General features: G+C 70.5%; 19 protein-coding genes. 16 read left to right on the top strand and 3 right to left on the bottom strand.

What is annotated here, in order from left to right:
• Positions 1-146: 146 nt before the first annotated feature.
• Genes LAJ50_RS07740 through LAJ50_RS07730 form a run of 3 tightly spaced genes read right to left on the bottom strand, consistent with a single transcriptional unit; the run spans position 147 to position 2,020 of the window.
• On the bottom strand, positions 147-485 hold the full coding sequence (locus LAJ50_RS07740) for a hypothetical protein (RefSeq protein ID WP_130551850.1): 339 nt from the start codon (positions 483-485) through the stop codon (positions 147-149).
• A complete protein-coding gene (murA, locus tag LAJ50_RS07735) occupies positions 482-1,753 on the bottom strand; it encodes a UDP-N-acetylglucosamine 1-carboxyvinyltransferase (protein ID WP_138652727.1) in 1,272 nt (423 codons plus the stop codon). The genes LAJ50_RS07740 and murA overlap by 4 nt, the downstream gene beginning before the upstream one ends.
• Positions 1,754-1,789: 36 nt before the next feature.
• A complete protein-coding gene (locus tag LAJ50_RS07730) occupies positions 1,790-2,020 on the bottom strand; it encodes a BolA family protein (RefSeq protein WP_138652725.1) in 231 nt (76 codons plus the stop codon).
• A gap of 53 nt (positions 2,021-2,073) precedes the next feature.
• Between LAJ50_RS07730 and LAJ50_RS07725 the strand changes: the two genes are divergently transcribed.
• From LAJ50_RS07725 to LAJ50_RS07650, 16 genes are all read left to right on the top strand, one after another.
• Positions 2,074-3,081 carry a KpsF/GutQ family sugar-phosphate isomerase gene (locus LAJ50_RS07725; RefSeq protein ID WP_130551847.1) on the top strand — a complete coding sequence of 336 codons (1,008 nt, stop codon included), beginning with the start codon at positions 2,074-2,076 and terminating at the stop codon, positions 3,079-3,081.
• A gap of 39 nt (positions 3,082-3,120) precedes the next feature.
• Positions 3,121-3,672 (top strand): HAD hydrolase family protein, encoded by a 552-nt coding sequence (locus LAJ50_RS07720; RefSeq protein WP_138652723.1) that lies wholly within the window; start codon positions 3,121-3,123, stop codon positions 3,670-3,672.
• Complete coding sequence (gene lptC, locus LAJ50_RS07715; RefSeq protein WP_138652721.1) at positions 3,669-4,229, top strand: LPS export ABC transporter periplasmic protein LptC; 561 nt, start codon at positions 3,669-3,671, stop codon at positions 4,227-4,229. Before LAJ50_RS07720 ends, lptC begins: the two co-directional genes overlap by 4 nt.
• Positions 4,207-4,761, top strand: a complete 555-nt coding sequence (lptA, locus tag LAJ50_RS07710; protein WP_138652719.1) for a lipopolysaccharide transport periplasmic protein LptA — start codon at positions 4,207-4,209, stop codon at positions 4,759-4,761. Before lptC ends, lptA begins: the two co-directional genes overlap by 23 nt.
• Complete coding sequence (lptB, locus tag LAJ50_RS07705) at positions 4,761-5,480, top strand: LPS export ABC transporter ATP-binding protein (protein ID WP_130551843.1); 720 nt, start codon at positions 4,761-4,763, stop codon at positions 5,478-5,480. The genes lptA and lptB overlap by 1 nt, the downstream gene beginning before the upstream one ends.
• 55 nt (positions 5,481-5,535) lie before the next feature.
• Positions 5,536-6,978 (top strand): RNA polymerase factor sigma-54, encoded by a 1,443-nt coding sequence (locus LAJ50_RS07700; protein ID WP_138652717.1) that lies wholly within the window; start codon positions 5,536-5,538, stop codon positions 6,976-6,978.
• Positions 6,979-7,144: 166 nt separating this feature from the next.
• Positions 7,145-7,459: a ribosome-associated translation inhibitor RaiA gene (gene raiA / locus LAJ50_RS07695; protein WP_130520998.1), complete on the top strand. Its 315-nt coding sequence runs from the start codon at positions 7,145-7,147 to the stop codon at positions 7,457-7,459.
• Positions 7,460-7,604: 145 nt separating this feature from the next.
• Positions 7,605-8,555 carry an HPr(Ser) kinase/phosphatase gene (gene hprK / locus LAJ50_RS07690; RefSeq protein WP_130551841.1) on the top strand — a complete coding sequence of 317 codons (951 nt, stop codon included), beginning with the start codon at positions 7,605-7,607 and terminating at the stop codon, positions 8,553-8,555.
• Entirely contained in the window at positions 8,552-9,463 is a 912-nt protein-coding gene (gene rapZ / locus LAJ50_RS07685; protein WP_130551840.1) for an RNase adapter RapZ, read from the top strand. The genes hprK and rapZ overlap by 4 nt, the downstream gene beginning before the upstream one ends.
• Positions 9,464-9,565: 102 nt before the next feature.
• Positions 9,566-9,958 (top strand): PTS fructose IIA subunit family protein, encoded by a 393-nt coding sequence (locus LAJ50_RS07680; protein WP_130521004.1) that lies wholly within the window; start codon positions 9,566-9,568, stop codon positions 9,956-9,958.
• Positions 9,951-10,220, top strand: coding sequence for an HPr family phosphocarrier protein (locus LAJ50_RS07675; protein WP_130551839.1), 270 nt, complete (start codon positions 9,951-9,953; stop codon positions 10,218-10,220). Before LAJ50_RS07680 ends, LAJ50_RS07675 begins: the two co-directional genes overlap by 8 nt.
• The gene (gene ptsP / locus LAJ50_RS07670; protein WP_130551838.1) at positions 10,220-11,950 is read left to right on the top strand and encodes a phosphoenolpyruvate--protein phosphotransferase; all 1,731 of its coding nucleotides are present in this window, start codon (positions 10,220-10,222) and stop codon (positions 11,948-11,950) included. Before LAJ50_RS07675 ends, ptsP begins: the two co-directional genes overlap by 1 nt.
• 145 nt (positions 11,951-12,095) lie before the next feature.
• Positions 12,096-13,454: a magnesium transporter gene (gene mgtE / locus LAJ50_RS07665; protein WP_138652715.1), complete on the top strand. Its 1,359-nt coding sequence runs from the start codon at positions 12,096-12,098 to the stop codon at positions 13,452-13,454.
• A gap of 60 nt (positions 13,455-13,514) precedes the next feature.
• Complete coding sequence (locus tag LAJ50_RS07660) at positions 13,515-14,297, top strand: PHB depolymerase family esterase (protein ID WP_138652713.1); 783 nt, start codon at positions 13,515-13,517, stop codon at positions 14,295-14,297.
• Between the two features lie 73 nt (positions 14,298-14,370).
• Complete coding sequence (locus LAJ50_RS07655; RefSeq protein ID WP_138652711.1) at positions 14,371-14,919, top strand: peroxiredoxin; 549 nt, start codon at positions 14,371-14,373, stop codon at positions 14,917-14,919.
• Positions 14,920-15,019: 100 nt separating this feature from the next.
• Complete coding sequence (locus tag LAJ50_RS07650) at positions 15,020-18,043, top strand: diguanylate cyclase (RefSeq protein WP_138652709.1); 3,024 nt, start codon at positions 15,020-15,022, stop codon at positions 18,041-18,043.
• The last annotated feature ends 41 nt before the right edge of the window (positions 18,044-18,084 follow it).

The raw sequence follows: 18,084 nt of genomic DNA, 5'->3' as shown, positions 1-18,084 counted from the left end.
GCGACGCGGTTCCTCGCGAATCCCGGTGGGAGCCGCCATGGCGGCGATGGGCTCTTCCAGTGAAGCCCCTCGCCGCGATGGCGGCTCCCACACCTTTTTGGACTGAATCAAGCCGGCGGCATCTGCGCGATGCCGCCGCACGCGACCTACTTCTTCGCCTCGCCCGCTTCGGCCGGATGCAGCTCGGTGCGGCATTCGACGCGGATCTGCGTGCCGCTGCTGCGCCACTTGTACGTGGTGCAGCTGCGGTTGCCTTCGGTGGTCTTCTCCGCGATGACCGCGTAGTAGGACTGGGCGATCTCCTCACCGGTGACCTGGCCGTTGCCATCCCAGTCCATGTCCTTGCTGGAGATGCCGCTCAGGCCGGCGGCGCCGATCCAGCCCATCCACGCCACGGCCAGCAGCGCGATCGCCACCAGCGTCAACAGCGCACGGCGGCGACGTGAGAACAGCGGCGTTCCGGTGCGGCGCTTGATGACCGTCATGACGCGCGCCTGATGGTCGCGCCCAGTCCGCCGAGCTTGCCCTCGATGTTCTCGTAGCCGCGGTCCAGGTGGTAGATGCGGTCGATGGTGGTCTCGCCGCTGGCCACCAGCCCGGCCAGGATCAGCGAGGCCGAGGCGCGCAGGTCGGTGGCCATCACCGGCGCGCCGGACAGCTGGCTGGCGCCGCGCACGATGGCGGTGTGGCCTTCCACGCGGATGTCCGCGCCCAGGCGCAGCAGCTCGTTGACGTGCATGAAGCGGTTTTCGAAGATCGTCTCGTTGATCACGCCCACGCCCTCGGCCACGCAGTTGAGCGCCATGAACTGCGCCTGCATGTCGGTGGGAAACGCCGGGTACGGCGCGGTGGTCAAATCGACCGCCCTGGGCCGCTTGCCCTGCATGTCCAGGGTGATGGTGTCGGCGGTGGTCTCGATGTGCGCGCCAGCCTCGGTGAGCTTGTCCAGCACCGCCTCCAGCGTGTCCGGACGCGCACTGCGCGCGGTGATCTTCCCGCCGGTCATCGCGGCGGCCACCAGGAAGGTGCCGGTCTCGATGCGGTCCGGCACCACCGCATGGCGGCCGCCGCCGAGGCGCTCGACGCCGTGGATGACGATGCGCGACGTGCCCGCGCCTTCGATCCGCGCGCCCAGCGCATTGAGGCAGTCGGCCAGGTCGGTGACCTCCGGCTCCATCGCCGCGTTCTCCAGCACCGTGGTGCCCTCGGCCAGCGTGGCGGCGGCCATGACGTTCTCGGTGCCGGTGACGGTGACCATGTCGAACACGAAGCGCGTGCCCTTCAGCCGCGCGGCGCGCGCCTTGATGTAGCCGTTCTCGACGGTGATGTGCGCGCCGAGCGCCTGCAGGCCCTTGATGTGCTGGTCGACCGGGCGCGAGCCGATGGCGCAGCCGCCCGGCAGCGAGACCACCGCCGCGCCGTGGCGGGCCACCAGCGGGCCCAGCACCAGGATCGAGGCGCGCATGGTGCGCACCAGCTCGTAGGGGGCGACGAAGCGGTCCACCGTGGTCGGGTCGATGGTGATGCGGCGCCCCGCGCCATCGCCGCCCTCATCGATCTCGACCCCGGCGCCGATGCCGCCGAGCAGCTTCACCGTGGTGGCCACATCGTGCAGGTTGGGGACGTTGGTGATCTCCACCGGCGCATCGGCCAGCAGGGTGGCGCACAGGATGGGCAGCACGGCGTTCTTGGCGCCGGAGATGGTGACTTCGCCGTTGAGCGGCGCGCCACCGGTGACGATGATCTTCTGCATGGAGCTGGGAGTTTCCGAAAAGGGAGCGGCGCCGCCTCAGGCGGCTTCGTCGGGAGTGACGGTCTTCAGTTGCAGGGCGTGGATCGCGCCGCCCATCAGGTCGCCCAGGGTGGCGTAGACCATGCGGTGACGCGCCAGCGGCAGCTTGCCCTTGAACGCCTCGCAGACCACGGTGGCCTCGAAATGCACGCCGTCATCGCCCTCCACGCGCGCCTGGGCGCCGGGCAGGCCCGCCTGGATGAGTTCACGGATGGTTTCGGCGTCCAACGGCCTTTCCTCCTAAAATGGCCGACCATTCTAAGCCCAGGCCATCGCCGCCGATGCCTTCCACCGCGCAGCACAGCGTTCCCGTCGACGATGCCGCCCTGGCCGCCAGTGGCCGCCGCGCGGTGCAGATCGAGGCCGACGCGCTGACCGCCCTGGCCCAGCGCATCGACGGCCCGTTCTCGGCCGCCTGCCGGCTGGTGCTGGCCGGCGCCGGGCGCGTGGTGGCCATGGGCATGGGCAAGTCCGGGCATATCGCGCGCAAGATCGCCGCGACCCTGGCCTCCACCGGCACCCCAGCCTTCTTCGTCCATCCGGGCGAGGCCGGCCACGGCGACCTGGGCATGATCACCGACGCCGACATCGTCCTGGCCATCTCCTACTCGGGCGAATCCGACGAGATCCTGATGCTGCTGCCGGTGCTGCGCCGCCAGGGCAATCTGGTGATCGCCATGACCGGACGCCCGGCCTCGACCCTGGCCCGCCAGGCCGACCTGCACCTGGACGTCAGCGTCCCGGCCGAGGCCTGCCCGCTGCACCTGGCGCCGACCTCCAGCACCACCGCCACCCTGGCCATGGGCGACGCGCTGGCCGTGGCGCTGCTGGAGGCGCGCGGCTTCACCTCCGAGGATTTCGCCCGGTCGCATCCGGCCGGCAGCCTGGGCCGGCGCCTGCTGGTGCACATCAGCGATGTCATGCACACCGGCGATGACGTGCCGGTGGTGGACCAGGACGCCACCCTGGCCCAGGCGCTGGTGGAGATGAGCCGCAAGCGGCTGGGCATGACCGCGGTGGTCGATGCGCAGGGCGTACTGCGCGGCATCTTCACCGACGGCGACCTGCGCCGCGCGCTGGACAATGCCGGGCTGGACATCCATACCACCCCGATCGCCCGCCTGATGACCCGGCATCCGGTCACCATCGGGCCGCAGGCGCTGGCGACCGAGGCCGCCCGCCTGCTGGAAACGCGCAACATCGGCAGCGGCCTGATCGTGGTCGACGCCGACCAGCGCGTGATCGGCGCGCTCAATGTTCACGACCTGTTGCGCGCGCGCGTGGTGTAAGAGCCACGCCGCCCGCCTATTCATGAAGGACCGCCCCCCTTGACCGCCCATGCCCACCTGCCCGCCGTCACCGACGCCCTGCTGCAGCGCGCCGCGCGCGTGCGCCTGGCCTGCTTCGACGTCGACGGCACGCTGACCGACGGCGGGCTGTTCCTGGATGCCGAGGGCCGTGAGGGCAAGACCTTCAACGTGCAGGACGGACTGGGCCTGGTGCTGCTGCGACGCCATGGCGTCGAGGTGGTGCTGGTCACGGCGCGCAGCGGCCAGGTGGTCGAGCACCGCGCGCGCGAGCTGGGCATCGGCGTCCACCAGGGCGTCAAGGACAAGCTGGGCCTGGTCGAGCGGCTGTGCGTCGAACGCGGCCTGGCGCTGGAGCAGGTGCTGTTCATGGGCGATGACCTGGCCGACCTGACCACGCTGCGCCAGGTCGGGCTGGCGGTGGCGCCGGCCAACGCGCACCCCTGGGTGGCGCCGCTCGCCCACTGGAGGACCACCGCCGGCGGCGGCCAGGGCGCCGCGCGTCAGGCCTGCGACCTGGTGCTCGCCGCCCAGGGCCACGTGGAGCGCCTGCTGCAGGAAGGTGCGGCGTGAACTGGCGCTCGGGGCTGGGGCTGGCGCTGCTGATCGCCCTGCTGCTGTTCGGCTGGTCGGCCTGGGACAACCGCAAGAAGCCGCACGGCAGCGGCCCGGCCGCGCAGTCGGACTACATCATGCACGACTTCGAGATGGTCACCCTCAACAAGGACGGCACCGAGGGCGTGACCCTGCGCGCCCCGGAGATGCACCGCACCGCCAGCGATGAGACCTTCAGCATCACCACCCCGCTGTTCCTGATGCCCGACAAGAACGGGCAGCACTGGGAGCTGCGCAGCAAGACCGCCTGGGTGGCCGCCAAGGGCGAAAAGGCCGTCCTGACCGGCGATGTGCTCGGCAACAGCCCGCCCGAGGCGGCCACGCGCTCGACCTTCGCCACCAGCCGGCTGGACGTCTTCCCCGACCAGCACGTGGCCAGCACCGACCAGCCGGTCACCCTGACCCAGCCCGGAAGCACCCTGCAGGGCACGGGTTTCGAAATCAACACGCAGACCCAACAATACAAGTTCAAGTCCAAGGTGAAATCCCGCTATGTCCCCAAATCCGCGCAATAAGACCGGCCTGGCCGCACTGGCGGCCGCCTGCCTGCTGGCTGTGGCGGGGGGCGCCGTGGCCAAGAAGTCCGACCGCAACGAGCCGATGAGCATCGAATCGGCCAGCAGCGACGGCACCTTCGCCGACGACGGCGTGACCAATCTGTCGGGCAACGTGGTGATCATCCAGGGCACGCTGGAAGTGCACGCCGACAACGGCCAGATCTTCCGCAAGGACGGCGAGATCTCGCGCGGCATCTTCACCGGCAAGCAGGCGCGCATGAAGCAGATCAACGACGACGGCACGCCGATCGACGCCACCGCCGACCGCATCGACTACGACGTGCTCAACAACACCGTCACCCTGACCGGCAACTACAAGATCACCTCGCCCCGGGGCACCAACGCGGGCGAGAAGATGGTCTACAACACGGTGACCGGCAACATGCAGAGCGGCGGCGACGGCAACCGCGTGCGCACCGTGATCCAGCCCAAGAACAAGGCCCCCGCCGCCGGTGCCGCGCCCGCGCCGGCCAAGCCGGGGACCAAGTAATGCTGTCGGCCCAGGGACTGCGCAAGCGCTACAAGCAGCGCGAGGTGGTGCGCGAATTCGGCCTGACCCTCGAGCAGGGCGAGGTGGTCGGCCTGCTCGGCCCGAACGGCGCCGGCAAGACGACCTGCTTCTACATGATCGTGGGGCTGGTTTCGGCCGATGCCGGCAGCATCGTCCTGGACGGCCAGGACATCACCGGCGAGCCGATGTACCGCCGCGCCAAGCTGGGCGTGGGCTACCTGCCGCAGGAACCCTCGGTGTTCCGCAAGCTGACCGTGGCCGACAACATCCGCCTGGTGCTGGAGCTGCGCGAGGACCTGGACGGCGACGGCGCCGAACGCGAACTGGCCTCGCTGCTCGACGAGCTGCAGGTCAGCCATGTCGCCGACCAGTACGGCGCCAGCCTGTCCGGCGGCGAACGCCGGCGCGTGGAGATCGCCCGCGCCCTGGCGGCCAAGCCGCGCCTGATGCTGCTGGACGAGCCCTTCGCCGGCGTCGATCCGATTTCCGTGGGCGAGATCCAGCGCATCATCACCCATCTGAAGGACCGCGGGATCGGCGTGCTGATCACCGACCACAACGTCCGCGAAACCTTGGGAATCTGCGACCGGGCGTATATCCTCGCCGAAGGCAGCGTGCTGGCGCAGGGGGCTCCGGACGAACTGCTGGCCAACGCGGACGTCCGTCGCGTCTACCTGGGGGAGACCTTCCGGCTGTGATGCGACCGTGGCGGGCGCGACAGGCGTTCGGTCCGCTCTACCTTACGGTTCGGGAATGAAGCCACGCCTCCAGACATCGCTGGGCCAGCAACTGGTCATGACGCCGCAGCTGCGTCAGGCGATCCGTCTGTTGCAGATGTCCGCGGCCGAACTGGAAGCCGAGATCGCCGAGGCGGTCGAGACCAATCCCCTGCTGGACTGGGCCGAGGACGGCCCCGATCCGCAGGCCGCCGGCACCGACCACGCCGACCAGGCCCCGGCCGACGAGCCGCCGGACGAGCGCCAGTCCGAGCGCGAGGACTGGCAGGCCGACGAGAACCCCTGGAGCAACGAGGGCGGCGGCGGTTCGGGCGGTTCGTTCGACGACGACGACAATCCCGGCAGCGCGGCCGAACGGGTGGCCAAGACCGACAGCCTGCAGGACCACCTGCTGTGGCAGCTGCACCTCTCGCAGCTGTCCCTGCGCGACCGGCGTATCGGCGTGGCGGTGATCGACGCCATCGACGACGACGGCTACCTGCGCACGGCCCTGTCGGAGATCGCCCAGACCCTGCGGCCTGAGGTCGTGGCCGGCGAGGACGAGATCCAGGCCGTGCTGTGCCAGCTGCAGCGCTTCGATCCGGTCGGGGTCGGCGCACGCTCGCTGGGCGAGTGCCTGTGCCTGCAGCTGGACGTGCTGCCGGCCGACACGCCCGGCCGCGCCCTGGCGCTGACCATCGCCCAGGGGCCCCTGCTGGAGAAGCTGCCGCGCAGCGGGGTGGCCGGGCTGGCCAGCGAGCTCAAGCGCTCCCAGGCCGAGGTGGAGGACGCCGTGGCGCTGCTGCGCTCGCTCGATCCCAAGCCCGGGGTGCAGATCGGCGAACTCAGCCAGGACACCTATGTGGTGCCGGACTGCGTGGTCTGGCGCCACAAGGGCGTCTGGCGCGCCGCCCTGGCCAGCCAGCACCTGCCGCGGGTGGCCATCCACCGCGGCTACGAATCGATGATCCGCCAGTGCAGCGAATCCGACGCCGGCTACCTGCGTGGCCACCTGCAGGAGGCGCGCTGGCTGCTCAAGAGCCTGGAGGCGCGCGGCGACACCCTGCTCAAGGTCACCCGCTGCCTGATCCACCAGCAGGCCGGCTTCCTGGAGTTCGGCGAGGCCGCGCTGCGTCCGCTGACCCTGCGCGAGGTCGCCAGCGAGGTCGGCCTGCACGAATCCACCGTCTCGCGCGCCATCGCCCGCAAGTACGTGCGCACCCCGCGCGGCACCCTGCCCCTGCGCGCGTTCTTCGCCTCGGGCGTGAGCACCGAGGGCGGCGGCGAGGCGTCCAGCACCGCCATCCAGTCGATGATCCGCAAGCTGATCGAGACCGAGAACCCGCGCAAGCCGCTGTCCGACGCCAAGCTGGCCGACCTGTTGAAATCGTCAGGCGTGCCGGTGGCCAGGCGCACGGTGGCCAAGTATCGTGAGGCCATGGACATCCTGTCCTCGCACGAACGCGTGCGCATGGGATAGCCCACCCGGTTGGCGGCGGGTTCACCTGCCACCTGCCAGCTTGAACACCGGAACGTCCGGTGCGAACTTGAACCCAACCCCGCCAGCGAGAGGAGCAGCAAGGAACCCCACACCCGCCCGGTTTGTCCCAACAACCGACGCAACAACCACTGCAGGAGACAATGCGATGCGAATCGAGACCTACGGCCAGTCGATGGAAGTCACCCCGGCACTGCGTGACTACGTCGAGACGAAACTCAAGCGCCTTGAACGACATTTCGACCAGCCGCTCGAATGCCGCACGCAACTGGGGTTCTCCAAGCCCGACTACGTGGCCGAGGCCACGATCAACTTCTCCGGCCGTACCCTGCACGCCGATGCCGGCGCGGAGACCATGTACGCCGCGATCGACATCCTGGCCGACAAGCTGGACCGGCTGGTGCTCAAGCACAAGCGCAAGCAGATCGACCGCCAGCGCGGCCGCGGCGAGAACGCCGACTGAGCCTGTCCCGGCCACGATGCATCCTCACCAGACGGCGGCCCTTCGGCCGCCGTCCGCGTTATGGCGCCGCGCCGGGCGGCAGCGCGCGTGGATGTGTCACCGGCACGTCGTATCATCGGGCTTCGATGCCGCTTTCCCCGACGCCATGAATTCCAGCATCACCGCCAGCGAGCTGTTCGATCAGATGAAGGACAAGCTGGGCCTGCGCTGGATCGCCGGGCGCGCCGGCGGCAAGCGCCAGATCGACACCGCCGGCAAGGTCAAGCGCCGGCCCTCGCTGGCCGGCTACCTCAATGCGATCTATCCCAACAAGGTGCAGATCCTGGGCACCGAGGAACTGACCTGGTTGGACGGGCTGGATTCGCGCCGGCGCTGGGAGACCATCGAGAAGATGATGGCCGACCGTCCCCTGGCGCTGGTGATCAGCAAGAACCAGTCCTGCCCCGAGGACCTGCGCGCCACCGCCGAGGAAACCGAGACCCCGCTGTGGGTGTCCCCGCGCCGCGGCCATGAGCTGCTCAACTTCCTGTCCTACCACCTGGCGCGCACGCTGGCGCCGCGGGTGACGCTGCACGGCGTGTTCATGGAGATCTACTCCATCGGCGTGCTGATCACCGGCGAGGCCGGCTCGGGCAAGAGCGAGCTGGCGCTGGAACTGCTCACCCGCGGCCACCGCCTGGTGGCCGACGATGCGCCCGAGTTCACCCAGATCGCCCCCGACGTGCTCGACGGCACCTGCCCGGAGCTGCTGCAGGACCTGCTGGAGGTGCGCGGGCTGGGCGTGCTCAACGTGCGCGACATGTTCGGCGACACCTCGGTGAAGAAGAACAAGTACCTGCGCCTGATCGTGCACCTGACCCGGCCGATGACCGAGCCCGGCGTGCACGGCTACGACCGCCTGACCGGCGACTCGGGCACGCGCCACGTGCTGGATCTGGATGTGCCGCTGATCACCCTGCCGGTGATGCCCGGCCGCAACCTGGCGGTGCTGACCGAGGCGGCCACGCGCCTGCACATCCTGCGCACCAAGGGCATCGACCCGGCGGCGATGTTCATCGCCCGCCACAGCAACCTGCTGGAACGCAGCACGCCATGAGCGAGGCCTCGAACAACGAGGGCGGCCAGCCCGCCGAGGCGAGCGCGGCGCCGTTCGTGCTGATCGTCAGCGGCCTGTCCGGCTCGGGCAAGTCGGTGGCGCTCAAGACGCTGGAGGACCTGGACTACTACTGCGTGGACAATCTGCCCATCGAGCTGCTGCCGGACTTCATCCGCAGCCTGATGCGCGAGGACGTGCTGCCGCAGAAGGTCGCCGTGGGCATCGACGTGCGCAACCGCCACAGCGACCTGTCCAGGCTGTCGCTGTGGCGTGCGGCGGTGGGACGGCTGGGGCTGGACGCCAAGCTGGTGTTCTTCGATTCGGAGGACGCGGTGCTGCTGCGCCGCTACTCGGACACGCGCCGGCGCCATCCGCTGAGCCATACCGGCCTGTCGCTGCCCGAGGCGATCGCGCGCGAGCGCCAGGTCACCCAGCCGCTGCGGCTGGAAGCGGACCTGGTCATCGACACCAGCCAGCTCAACGTGCACCAGCTGCGCCGACGCGTGGTCGGCGAGTTCGCCTTCGACAGTCGCGACGCGCCCTCGCTGCTGTTCGAATCCTTCGCCTACCGCCGTGGCGTGCCGGCCGATGCGGACTTCGTGTTCGACGCGCGGGTGCTGCCCAATCCGCACTGGCAGCCCGAGCTGCGCCCGCTGACCGGCCGCGATGGGCCGGTACGCGAGTATCTGGACGCGCAGGACGACGTGCGGCGCTACGTCCAGCAGGTCAGCGAGTTCCTCGACACCTGGCTGCCGCGGCTGCGCGGGGAAACCCGCAGCTACGTGACCGTGGCCTTCGGCTGCACCGGCGGCAAGCACCGCTCGGTCTACCTCACCGAGCGGCTGGCCGAACACGCCCGCACCCAGGGCTGGGACCAGGTCGCCACCTTCCATCGCGAGCTGGACTGACGCGCCGCGCGCGGGGCAGCGCCTGCGACAGCGCGTGGCGGGACGAAGAAAACCGTCGCGGCAGGTCGATGCGCGCCGCATCAGCCTGTTAATGTTGTCACCATGACCTGTGGCGTCCTGCTCATCACCCATCCCGGCATCGGCCCCTCGCTCCTGGCGGTGGCCGGCGGCATGCTGCGCAACCTGCCGCTGAAGGCCGAGGCGTTCGAAGTCCCCTTCGACGCGGACCTGGACGCGCTGCTGCCGCAGGCCTCGGCCGCGCTGCGGCGGGTGGATGGCGGCGAAGGCGTGCTGGTGCTGACCGACGTCTACGGCGGCTCGCCCAGCAACCTGGCCGCGCGCGTGGCGCGCCTGGGCACGCCGGTGCGGCGCGTGTCCGCGCTGAGCCTGCCGATGCTGCTGCGGGTGATGAACTATCCGGAACAGGGACTGGACGAACTCCCGGCCACCGCGGCGGCCGGCTCACGAAATGGAGCCATCCTCGACGATGCTTGAGCGCGAACTCACCGTCTCCAACGCCCTGGGGCTGCATGCGCGGGCCACCGCCAAGCTGGTCCAGGCCGTGTCGCCCTTCCGCAGCCACGTGACCCTGGCCGCCAAGGGCCGCCAGGTCAACGCCAAGAGCATCATGGGCGTGATGCTGCTGGCCGCCGGCAAGGGCACGCAGGTCACCGTGCGCACCGACGGCGAGGACGAGGCCGCGTGCATGCAGGCCATCGTCGACCTGTTCGAACGGCGCTTCGACGAGGACACCTGATGAGGAAACTGCTGCCGGGCCATGGGGCTTCGCGCGGCAGTGCCCTGGGTCGCGCACGCGTGCGCCTGCCGCACGCGCTGGACGTGGCCGAACAGCGCATCCGTGCGCGCGATGTCGATGAGGAACTGGCCCGCCTGCACGGCGCGATCGACGCGGCGCGGGCGGAGATGCGCGAGCTGCGCACGCGCCTGCACGGCGCGCTGGCGCGCGAGGTCGGCGAGTTCCTGGACCTGCACGCCCTGCTGCTGGACGACCCTGAGCTGCTGCAGGGCCTGGACGACCTGATCCGCAAGGGCCGCTACGGCGCCGACTACGCGCTGCGCCTGCAGCGCGACCGCCTGGCGGCGGTGTTCCGCGACATGGACGATGCCTACCTGAAGAGCCGCATGGACGATCTGGACCATGTGATCGGCCGCATCCATGCCCACCTGCACAGCCGCGCCATCGATCCGGAAGGCCTGGCCGGCGAGATCCTGGTCAGCGATACGGTGGCCCCCTCCGAACTGGCGCAGCTGCAGGCCCAGGGCGTGGTCGCGGTGGTCACCTCCACCGGCAGCCCGCTCTCGCATAGCGCGATCCTGGCGCGCAGCCTGCACATGCCGCTGGTGGTGGGCTGCAGCGTGGCGCTGTCCAAGATCAACGACGGCGATGCGCTGATCGTCGATGGCGAGACCGGCGAGGTGGTGGTCGAACCCTCCGCCGCGGACCTGCGCGGGTTCCGCCAGCGCCTGAAGGACCTCAAGCGCGAGCAGCGCGAACTCGGCCGCCTGCGCAGCAAGCCCACGCGCACCCGCGATGGCGTGGACATCGCCCTGCAGGCCAATGCCGAATCGCGCGAGGACGTGGCCCAGGCGCATGCGCTGGGCGCGGCCGGGATCGGGCTGTACCGCACCGAGTTCCTGTTCCTGCAGCGCGCCGAGCTGCCCGGCGAGGAAGAGCAGTTCCACGCCTATCGCGACGTGGTGCTGGGCATGAGCGGGCGGCCGGTGACCATCCGCACCCTGGACCTGGGCGCGGACAAGGCCGACCGCACCGGCCTGGCCCTGCGCGGCGAAGCCAACCCGGCGCTGGGCCTGCGCGGCGTGCGCCTCTCGCGCGCGCACGGCGAGGTGTTCGACACCCAGCTGCGCGCGATCCTGCGCGCGTCCGGCTATGGACCGGTGCGGGTGCTGGTGCCGATGGTGGCCATCCGCGAGGAGCTGCTCGACGTGCGCAAGCGCCTCAAGCGTCTGGCCGCGCAGCTGCTCAAGGAGGGCCACGAGATCGCCGCGCAGGTGCAGCTCGGGGCGATGATCGAGGTCCCGTCGGCGGCGATCTGCGTCGAACACTTCATCGACCTGGTCGATTTCCTCTCCGTCGGCACCAACGACCTGGTGCAGTACCTGCTGGCGGCCGACCGCAACAACGAGGCGCTGGGCGAGCTGTACTCGCCGCTGCGCCCGGCCCTGCTGCACCTGCTCGACGGCGTGCTGCGCGCCGGCCGCCGCCACGGCAAGCAGGTCGCGGTCTGCGGCGAGGTCGCCGGCGATCCGGCGATGGCCCCGATCCTGCTGGCCCTGGGGCTGGAGCATTTCAGCCTGCATCCCTCGCACATGCTCGAACTGCGCCGCACCATCCGCGCCCATGACCGCGGCGCGCTGCTCAAGGCCGCCCCGGCCCTGCTCAAGGCGCGCGACCGCAGCGGCATCGAGCGCTGGCTCGCCAAGGCAGGAGCGAACAAGGAGGGATGAGGACAGGCCGGTGCTTCGCCCACGCCTCCATGCTCTTCACGCGCTCATGGCTTAAAAGCGATAATGCCCCGATGAACACCTGACCTGCAGCGCATCGTCCATCGGCGAGGCGGTGCTTCCACCGACCGCACAGGGGGCCATGCGCATGGCAGAAGCCGTCCGCCACGACAAGACCGCACGCCAGTTGCGCCTGCTTTCCGATGCGCTGGACAGCGGTCGCCTGGGGCCGGTGCGGCGCCTGGTCAACACGCTCTCCCCCGCCGAGATCGGCAACCTGCTCGAGTCGCTGCCACCGGGCAAGCGCGAGGTGGTCTGGGGCCTGGTCGATCCGGAGGACGACGGCGAGGTGCTGGTCCACGTCGGCGAGGAGGTGCGCGAAAGCCTGCTGGCCGAGATGGACCCCGACGAGATCGTCGCGGCGGTCGAGGACCTGGACATCGACGACCTGGCCGACCTGGTCGAGGACCTGCCCGACACGGTCATCGACGAGGTCCTCAAGTCGATGGACCGCGAGAACCGCGAGCGCCTGGAGCAGGTGCTGTCCTACCCCGAGGACAGCGCCGGCCGCTTGATGAATCCCGACGTGGTCACGGTGCGGGCCGACGTCAACATCGAGGTGGTGCTGCGCTACCTGCGCCTGCGCGGCGAACTGCCCGACCACACCGACTACCTGTTCGTGGTCAGCAAGAAGCACCAGTACCTGGGCCGCGTGCCGCTGGCCGCGCTGGTCACCCACGAGCCGTCCACGCCGATCAACCGCCTGATCGACGACGAGCAGCCGGCCATCGACGTGGAGGAGCGCTCGGAGGAAGTCGCGCGCAAGTTCTCCGACCACGACTGGGTGTCGGCGCCGGTGGTGGACGACAACAACATCCTGATGGGCCGCATCACCATCGACGACGTGGTGGACATCATCCGCGACCAGGCCGAGCACCAGGCCATGAGCGCGGCCGGCCTGGACGAGGACGAGGACCTGTTCTCGCCGATCCGGCGCGCCTTCCGCCGGCGCATGCTGTGGCTGGCGATCAATCTGGGCACCGCCTTCATCGCCTCCTCGGTGGTCAGCCAGTTCGAGGGCACCATCGCCAAGATCGTCGCGCTGGCCGCGCTGATGCCGATCGTGGCCGGCATGGGCGGCAACGCCGGCACCCAGGTGCTGGCGCTGATGGTGCGCGGCCTGGCGCTGGGACAGATCGGCGCCTCCAACGTCTATGTGCTGCTGCGCAAGGAACTGGGCGTGGCGCTGATCAACGGGCTGGGCCTGGGCACGATGCTGGGGCTGATCGTGCTGGTGTGGTTCCGCCAGCCCGGCCTGTCGCTGGTGATCGGCACCGCGCTGACGCTGAACCTGCTGACCGCCGCGGCCGGCGGCGTGGCGGTGCCGCTGGCGCTCAAGCGCATGGGCTTCGACCCGGCGCTGGCCGGCAGTGTGATCCTGACCACGCTCACCGACGTCATGGGCTTCATGAGCTTCCTGGGCCTGGCCACGATCGTGCTGCTCTGAGGGACGCCATGTTGCGCAGCTCCATGCATCCTGCGGCAGGCGCTGTCACCATCCATCGCCATGAACCGTCTTCTTCTGCTGCTCCTGTGTCTCATTCTGGCCGCCTGCGCCAGCTCGCCTGAAGCCATGCCCGGGCGCTTCGTCGAACGCAGCGTGCAGGTCGATGGGGCGACGCATCGTTACCAGGTGTTCGTGCCCTCGCAGGCGGCCTACCGCGGCGCGCCGGCGCTGGTGCTGTTCCTGCATGGCTCGGGCGAGCGTGGGAGCGACAACCGCAAGCAGCTCGATGCCGGGCTCGGTCCGTATCTCAAGCGGCACCGGCGCGACTTCCCCGCGCTGGTGGTGCTGCCGCAGGTCCCCGACGAGGAGGAATGGACCGACACCAACGCGCGCGTCGCCCTGGCCGCGCAGGCGGCGACGCTGGCCGAGTTCAAGGCCGATCCCGCGCGCGTCTATCTCACCGGCATCTCGATGGGCGGCTACGGCACCTGGGACGTCGCGTTGCTGGCGCCGGAACGGTTCGCCGCGCTGGCGCCGGTGTGCGGCGCGGTGCATCCGCCCCGTCCGCAGCGGCCCAGCCTGCGCGTGACCCAGGTCGACGGCGTGGCCGATCCCTATGTCGCCATCGCCACGCGCCTGGGCGGGACGCCGATCTGGATGTTCCATGGCGGGCAGGACGACGTCGTCGCGCCCACCGACGACCGCCGGCTGGCGGCCGCCTTCGAAGCCGCCGGCCACCCGGTGCGCTACACCGAGTATCCGCACGGCAACCACAATGTCTGGGATGCCACCTATGCCGACCCGGCGATGTGGGCCTGGCTGTTCGACCAGCGCCGCCCGTGACGCGATCGGCCACGCACACCACCAGAGCGTTGGCGTATAACGACCCACGCCTCTTTTCCCGGAGCCATCGCTCATGAAGATCCTGCTCAAGTCCGCCGGCCTGGCCGTCGCGCTCACCCTGGCCGCGACCGCCTCGGCCGCACTGAAGACCGGCGCCCCCGCCCCGGCCTTCAGTGCCCCGGCCTATCTGGCCGGCAAGCCCTTCACCTTCACCCTGGCCGACGCGCTGAAGAAGGGCCCGGTTGTGGTGTACTTCTTCCCGGCCGCCAACACCGCCGGCTGCAACCTGGAGGCCCATCTGTTCTCCGAGGCGGTGGACCAGTTCAAGGCCCATGGCGCCACGGTGATCGGCGTGACCGCGGGCAATACCGACCAGCTGGCGGACTTCTCCAAGAACACCGAGACCTGCGGCGGCAAGTTCCCGGTCGCGGCCGACGAGGGCGCGAAGATCGCCGCCACGTACGACGCCACCCTGGCCGAGAAGCCCGGCTGGTCCGACCGGACCTCCTACGTGATCACCCCGCAGGGCACGGTGGCCCATGCCTATTCCGACCGCAGCCCCAAGCAGCACGTGCAGGAAACGCTGGACGCGGTGAAGGCGCTGGAACACACCAGGCACTGAGTTTCGCCCCCCTTCGCAAGCTGAATTGGCCCCGCCCGCACGCGGGGCCTTTTTCTTGCATGGGAGTCGGCATAATCGGCGCCAGGGGGAGAAACATCGCATGTCCAGGGCTGGGACCATCCTGTGGGTGCTGCTGTGCTGTGCCGTACCGGCCGCGCAGGCGTCGGCCGGTGCGACCGCCCCCGCGGCGGTGCGCCCGCTCGACCTGACCGACCTGGAAGCGCCGGCCTTCACCAACTTCGGCCAGGACGAGGGACTGCCCGACGCCGGGGTGTCCTCGACCTGCGTGGACCGCGACGGCTTCGTCTGGGGCGCCACCCCGGCCGGCGTGTACCGGTACGACGGGCGCCGCTGGACGGCGGTGGAGGACCCGGCGCTGCGGCACTCGGCCACCCACGTGTTCGTCGACCATGCCGGGCGGGTCTGGGCGGCGTTCCGCAACACCGGGCTGGCGGTCTATGACGGCACCCGCTGGCAGGCGGCCAGCACCGAGACCGGACTGCCCTCGAACCAGATCAAGCATTTCGCCGAGACCACCGACGCCAGCGGCCAGGCGACGCTGTGGGCGCTGACCTGGGACCGAGGCCTGATGCGCCTGCGCGACCGACGCTGGGAGCTGGACCCCGGCAACGCCTCGCTGCCGGCCGATCCACTGCGCTCCATGGCCCAGACCCGGCAGCTCGGCGCGCCCGGGCGGCAATGGCTGGGCACCAACGCGCGCGGCCTGTGGTATCGCGACCCGGGCCAGGTCGCCTGGCGACGCTGGGAGGGCCATCAGTTCGACGTGGCCCAGGTCGAAGACCTGATGCCGATCATGCAGCACGGCCGCGAGGAGCTGTGGATCGCCACCTATACCGGTGGCCTGTGGCGCCTGCGCGACGACGGCCTGCGCCACTGGAGCCACGAGCGCGACGGCCTGCCCAGCAACGTGATCTACAACGTGGCCAACACCGCGCTGCCGGACGGCAACCGCGCGATCTGGGTCGCCACCCGCGCCGGCCTGGTGCGCCTGCACGAGGACACGCTGCAGGTGTTCAATCGCCGCCAGGGCCTGCGCTCGGACGTGATCCGCGACGTGATGGCCTGGCGCAGCCCCGACGGGCTGGACGTGCTGTGGATGGCCAGCGACTGGGGCGTGACCCGCACCGTGCTGGGCGCCAGCCCGTGGGTGATCGCCTCGCTGATGGGCTCCGATGCGCTGGGGGTGTTCGGCTTCCTGGTCGAACCCGATGGCCAGGGCGGCGAACGGCTGTGGGTGAGCTCCTCGGGCGAAGGCCTGTCGCTCTACCAGGGGCGCCAATGGCATCACTTCGGCCAGGACGAAGGCGTGCCGCCGGACGCCAACATCGGCTCGGTGATCGCCACCCGCGACGAGGCCGGACGCAGCACCCACTGGGTGAGCCTGCGCGGCGGCGTGGTGCTGCGGCGGCTGCCGGGACAGTCGCGGTTCGCGCCGATGGCCACGCCGTGGAAGCACACCGAGGGCGAGCTGCTCTACGACACCCTGGTGCGCACCTATGAGGGCCGGCGCGAGCAGTGGTTCGCCACCCGCGAGACCGGCCTGTACCGCCTGCGCGACGGCGCCTGGACCCACTTCCCGCCGCCGGTGAGCAACGCGCCCTGGCGCGCATTGCGCGTGCTGGAGGTGGTCGATGGCCAGGGCCGCTCCTGGCTGTGGGCGGCCACCAACCATGGCCTGGCGCGCTTCGACGGCACGCGCTGGGACACGCTAGGCGCGGACCTGGGCCTGGCCGACAGCAACATCATCGGCCTGAGCCTGATCCCCGACGCCAGCGGCCGGCAGGTCCTGTGGCTGGGCACCGCAAGCGCCGGCGCGGCGCGTGTGGACGTGAGCGATCCGCGCGCCCCAAGGCTGCTGGGCGAGCCGCTGCCGCCGCCCCCCGATCCCAGCGTCTACAACGCCCAGGTGGACAGTCGGGGCCGGGTCTACCTGTGCACCAACAACGGCGTGCAGTTGCTCACGCCGAACGCGCACGGCTTCGACAGCCGCATCTTCGGGCGCCACGACGGCCTGCTGCACCAGGAATGCAACTACGTGCAGTACCTGGACCCGCACGACCGCTTCTGGACCGGCACGCTGGGCGGCCTGGCCGTCTACGACCCGAAGCGGGAACTGCACGACACCCAGCCCAAGCCGCTGCGCGTGACCGGCCTGAAGATCGACGGCCACGACGTGGCCGGCCCCTCGCTGCAGGTGCCGCCGGGCAAGCGCGAGATCCGCGTCGACTACGCCCTGCTGTCCTGGTTCCGCGAGTCGGATTCGCGCTTCCGCACCCAGCTGCTGGGCTACGACGCCACGCCGGGCGCCTGGACCGAACAGAACTTCCGCAGCTTCAACGCGCTGCCGCCCGGCCATTACCGCCTGCGCGTGGAGGCCCGCGACCACGCCGGCAACGCGAGCCTTCCGGTGGAAGTGCCGATCACCATCCAGGCGGCGTGGTGGCAGACCCGCGGCGCGCGGATAGCCGCGGTGATGGCGGTGCTGCTGGCCGGCTACGGACTGGCGGCCTGGCGCACGCGTCGCCTGCGTGAGCAGCGCCGCGCGCTGGAGCAGCGCGTGCGCGAGCGCACCGCGGAACTGCACGAGGCCAACGAACGCCTGCGCGCGCTGTCCTATCGCGACGAACTCACCGGCCTGGACAACCGCCGCCGGCTGCTGGAAGTGGTCTCGCCCGCGCAGGAGCCGCTGCCGCGCGCGCTGATCCTGCTGGACGTGGACCACTTCAAGCGCTTCAACGACCGCTTCGGCCACCTGGCCGGCGACGAGGCCCTGCGCCAGGTCGCATCGGCGATGCGCAGCTGCGCCGGTGCACAGGCCACCGTCGCCCGGCACGGCGGCGAGGAATTCGCCTGCGTCCTGCCGACCACCGACGCGCGGCACGCGCTAGACGTGGCCGAGTGCATCCGCGGGGCCGTGGCCGCCTGCGAGTTGCACGTGCCCGGCCAGGACGCGCCCTGGCACATCACCATCAGCGCCGGCGTGGCCGTGGCCACGATCCGCACGCATGAGGACACGCTGCGGCTGTTCAACGACGCCGACCTGGCGCTGTACCAGGCCAAGGACCAGGGCCGCGACCAGGTCCAGCTGCATCGCCCGCCGTAGCGGGCACGGGCGCCGGGTGTTCCGGGCTTCCCCGCGCAGCG

The organism is Pseudoxanthomonas sp. X-1, assembly GCF_020042665.1.
Lineage (GTDB): Bacteria > Pseudomonadota > Gammaproteobacteria > Xanthomonadales > Xanthomonadaceae > Pseudoxanthomonas_A > Pseudoxanthomonas_A spadix_A.
The sequence above is the reverse complement of the archived record's forward strand: the minus strand, read 5'-3'. Positions and strand labels throughout refer to the sequence as shown.

Coding starts and splice junctions, on each gene's coding strand:
- rapZ (WP_130551840.1), top strand. CDS start 8,552: ATGAGCGAGGCCTCGAACAACGAGGGCGGCCAGCCCGCCGAGGCGAGC.
- LAJ50_RS07655 (WP_138652711.1), top strand. CDS start 14,371: ATGAAGATCCTGCTCAAGTCCGCCGGCCTGGCCGTCGCGCTCACCCTG.
- lptA (WP_138652719.1), top strand. CDS start 4,207: ATGTCCCCAAATCCGCGCAATAAGACCGGCCTGGCCGCACTGGCGGCC.
- ptsP (WP_130551838.1), top strand. CDS start 10,220: ATGAGGAAACTGCTGCCGGGCCATGGGGCTTCGCGCGGCAGTGCCCTG.
- LAJ50_RS07700 (WP_138652717.1), top strand. CDS start 5,536: ATGAAGCCACGCCTCCAGACATCGCTGGGCCAGCAACTGGTCATGACG.
- LAJ50_RS07680 (WP_130521004.1), top strand. CDS start 9,566: ATGACCTGTGGCGTCCTGCTCATCACCCATCCCGGCATCGGCCCCTCG.
- murA (WP_138652727.1), bottom strand. CDS start 1,753: ATGCAGAAGATCATCGTCACCGGTGGCGCGCCGCTCAACGGCGAAGTC.
- LAJ50_RS07740 (WP_130551850.1), bottom strand. CDS start 485: ATGACGGTCATCAAGCGCCGCACCGGAACGCCGCTGTTCTCACGTCGC.
- lptB (WP_130551843.1), top strand. CDS start 4,761: ATGCTGTCGGCCCAGGGACTGCGCAAGCGCTACAAGCAGCGCGAGGTG.
- LAJ50_RS07660 (WP_138652713.1), top strand. CDS start 13,515: ATGAACCGTCTTCTTCTGCTGCTCCTGTGTCTCATTCTGGCCGCCTGC.
- LAJ50_RS07650 (WP_138652709.1), top strand. CDS start 15,020: ATGTCCAGGGCTGGGACCATCCTGTGGGTGCTGCTGTGCTGTGCCGTA.
- hprK (WP_130551841.1), top strand. CDS start 7,605: ATGAATTCCAGCATCACCGCCAGCGAGCTGTTCGATCAGATGAAGGAC.
- LAJ50_RS07725 (WP_130551847.1), top strand. CDS start 2,074: ATGCCTTCCACCGCGCAGCACAGCGTTCCCGTCGACGATGCCGCCCTG.
- mgtE (WP_138652715.1), top strand. CDS start 12,096: ATGGCAGAAGCCGTCCGCCACGACAAGACCGCACGCCAGTTGCGCCTG.
- raiA (WP_130520998.1), top strand. CDS start 7,145: ATGCGAATCGAGACCTACGGCCAGTCGATGGAAGTCACCCCGGCACTG.
- LAJ50_RS07675 (WP_130551839.1), top strand. CDS start 9,951: ATGCTTGAGCGCGAACTCACCGTCTCCAACGCCCTGGGGCTGCATGCG.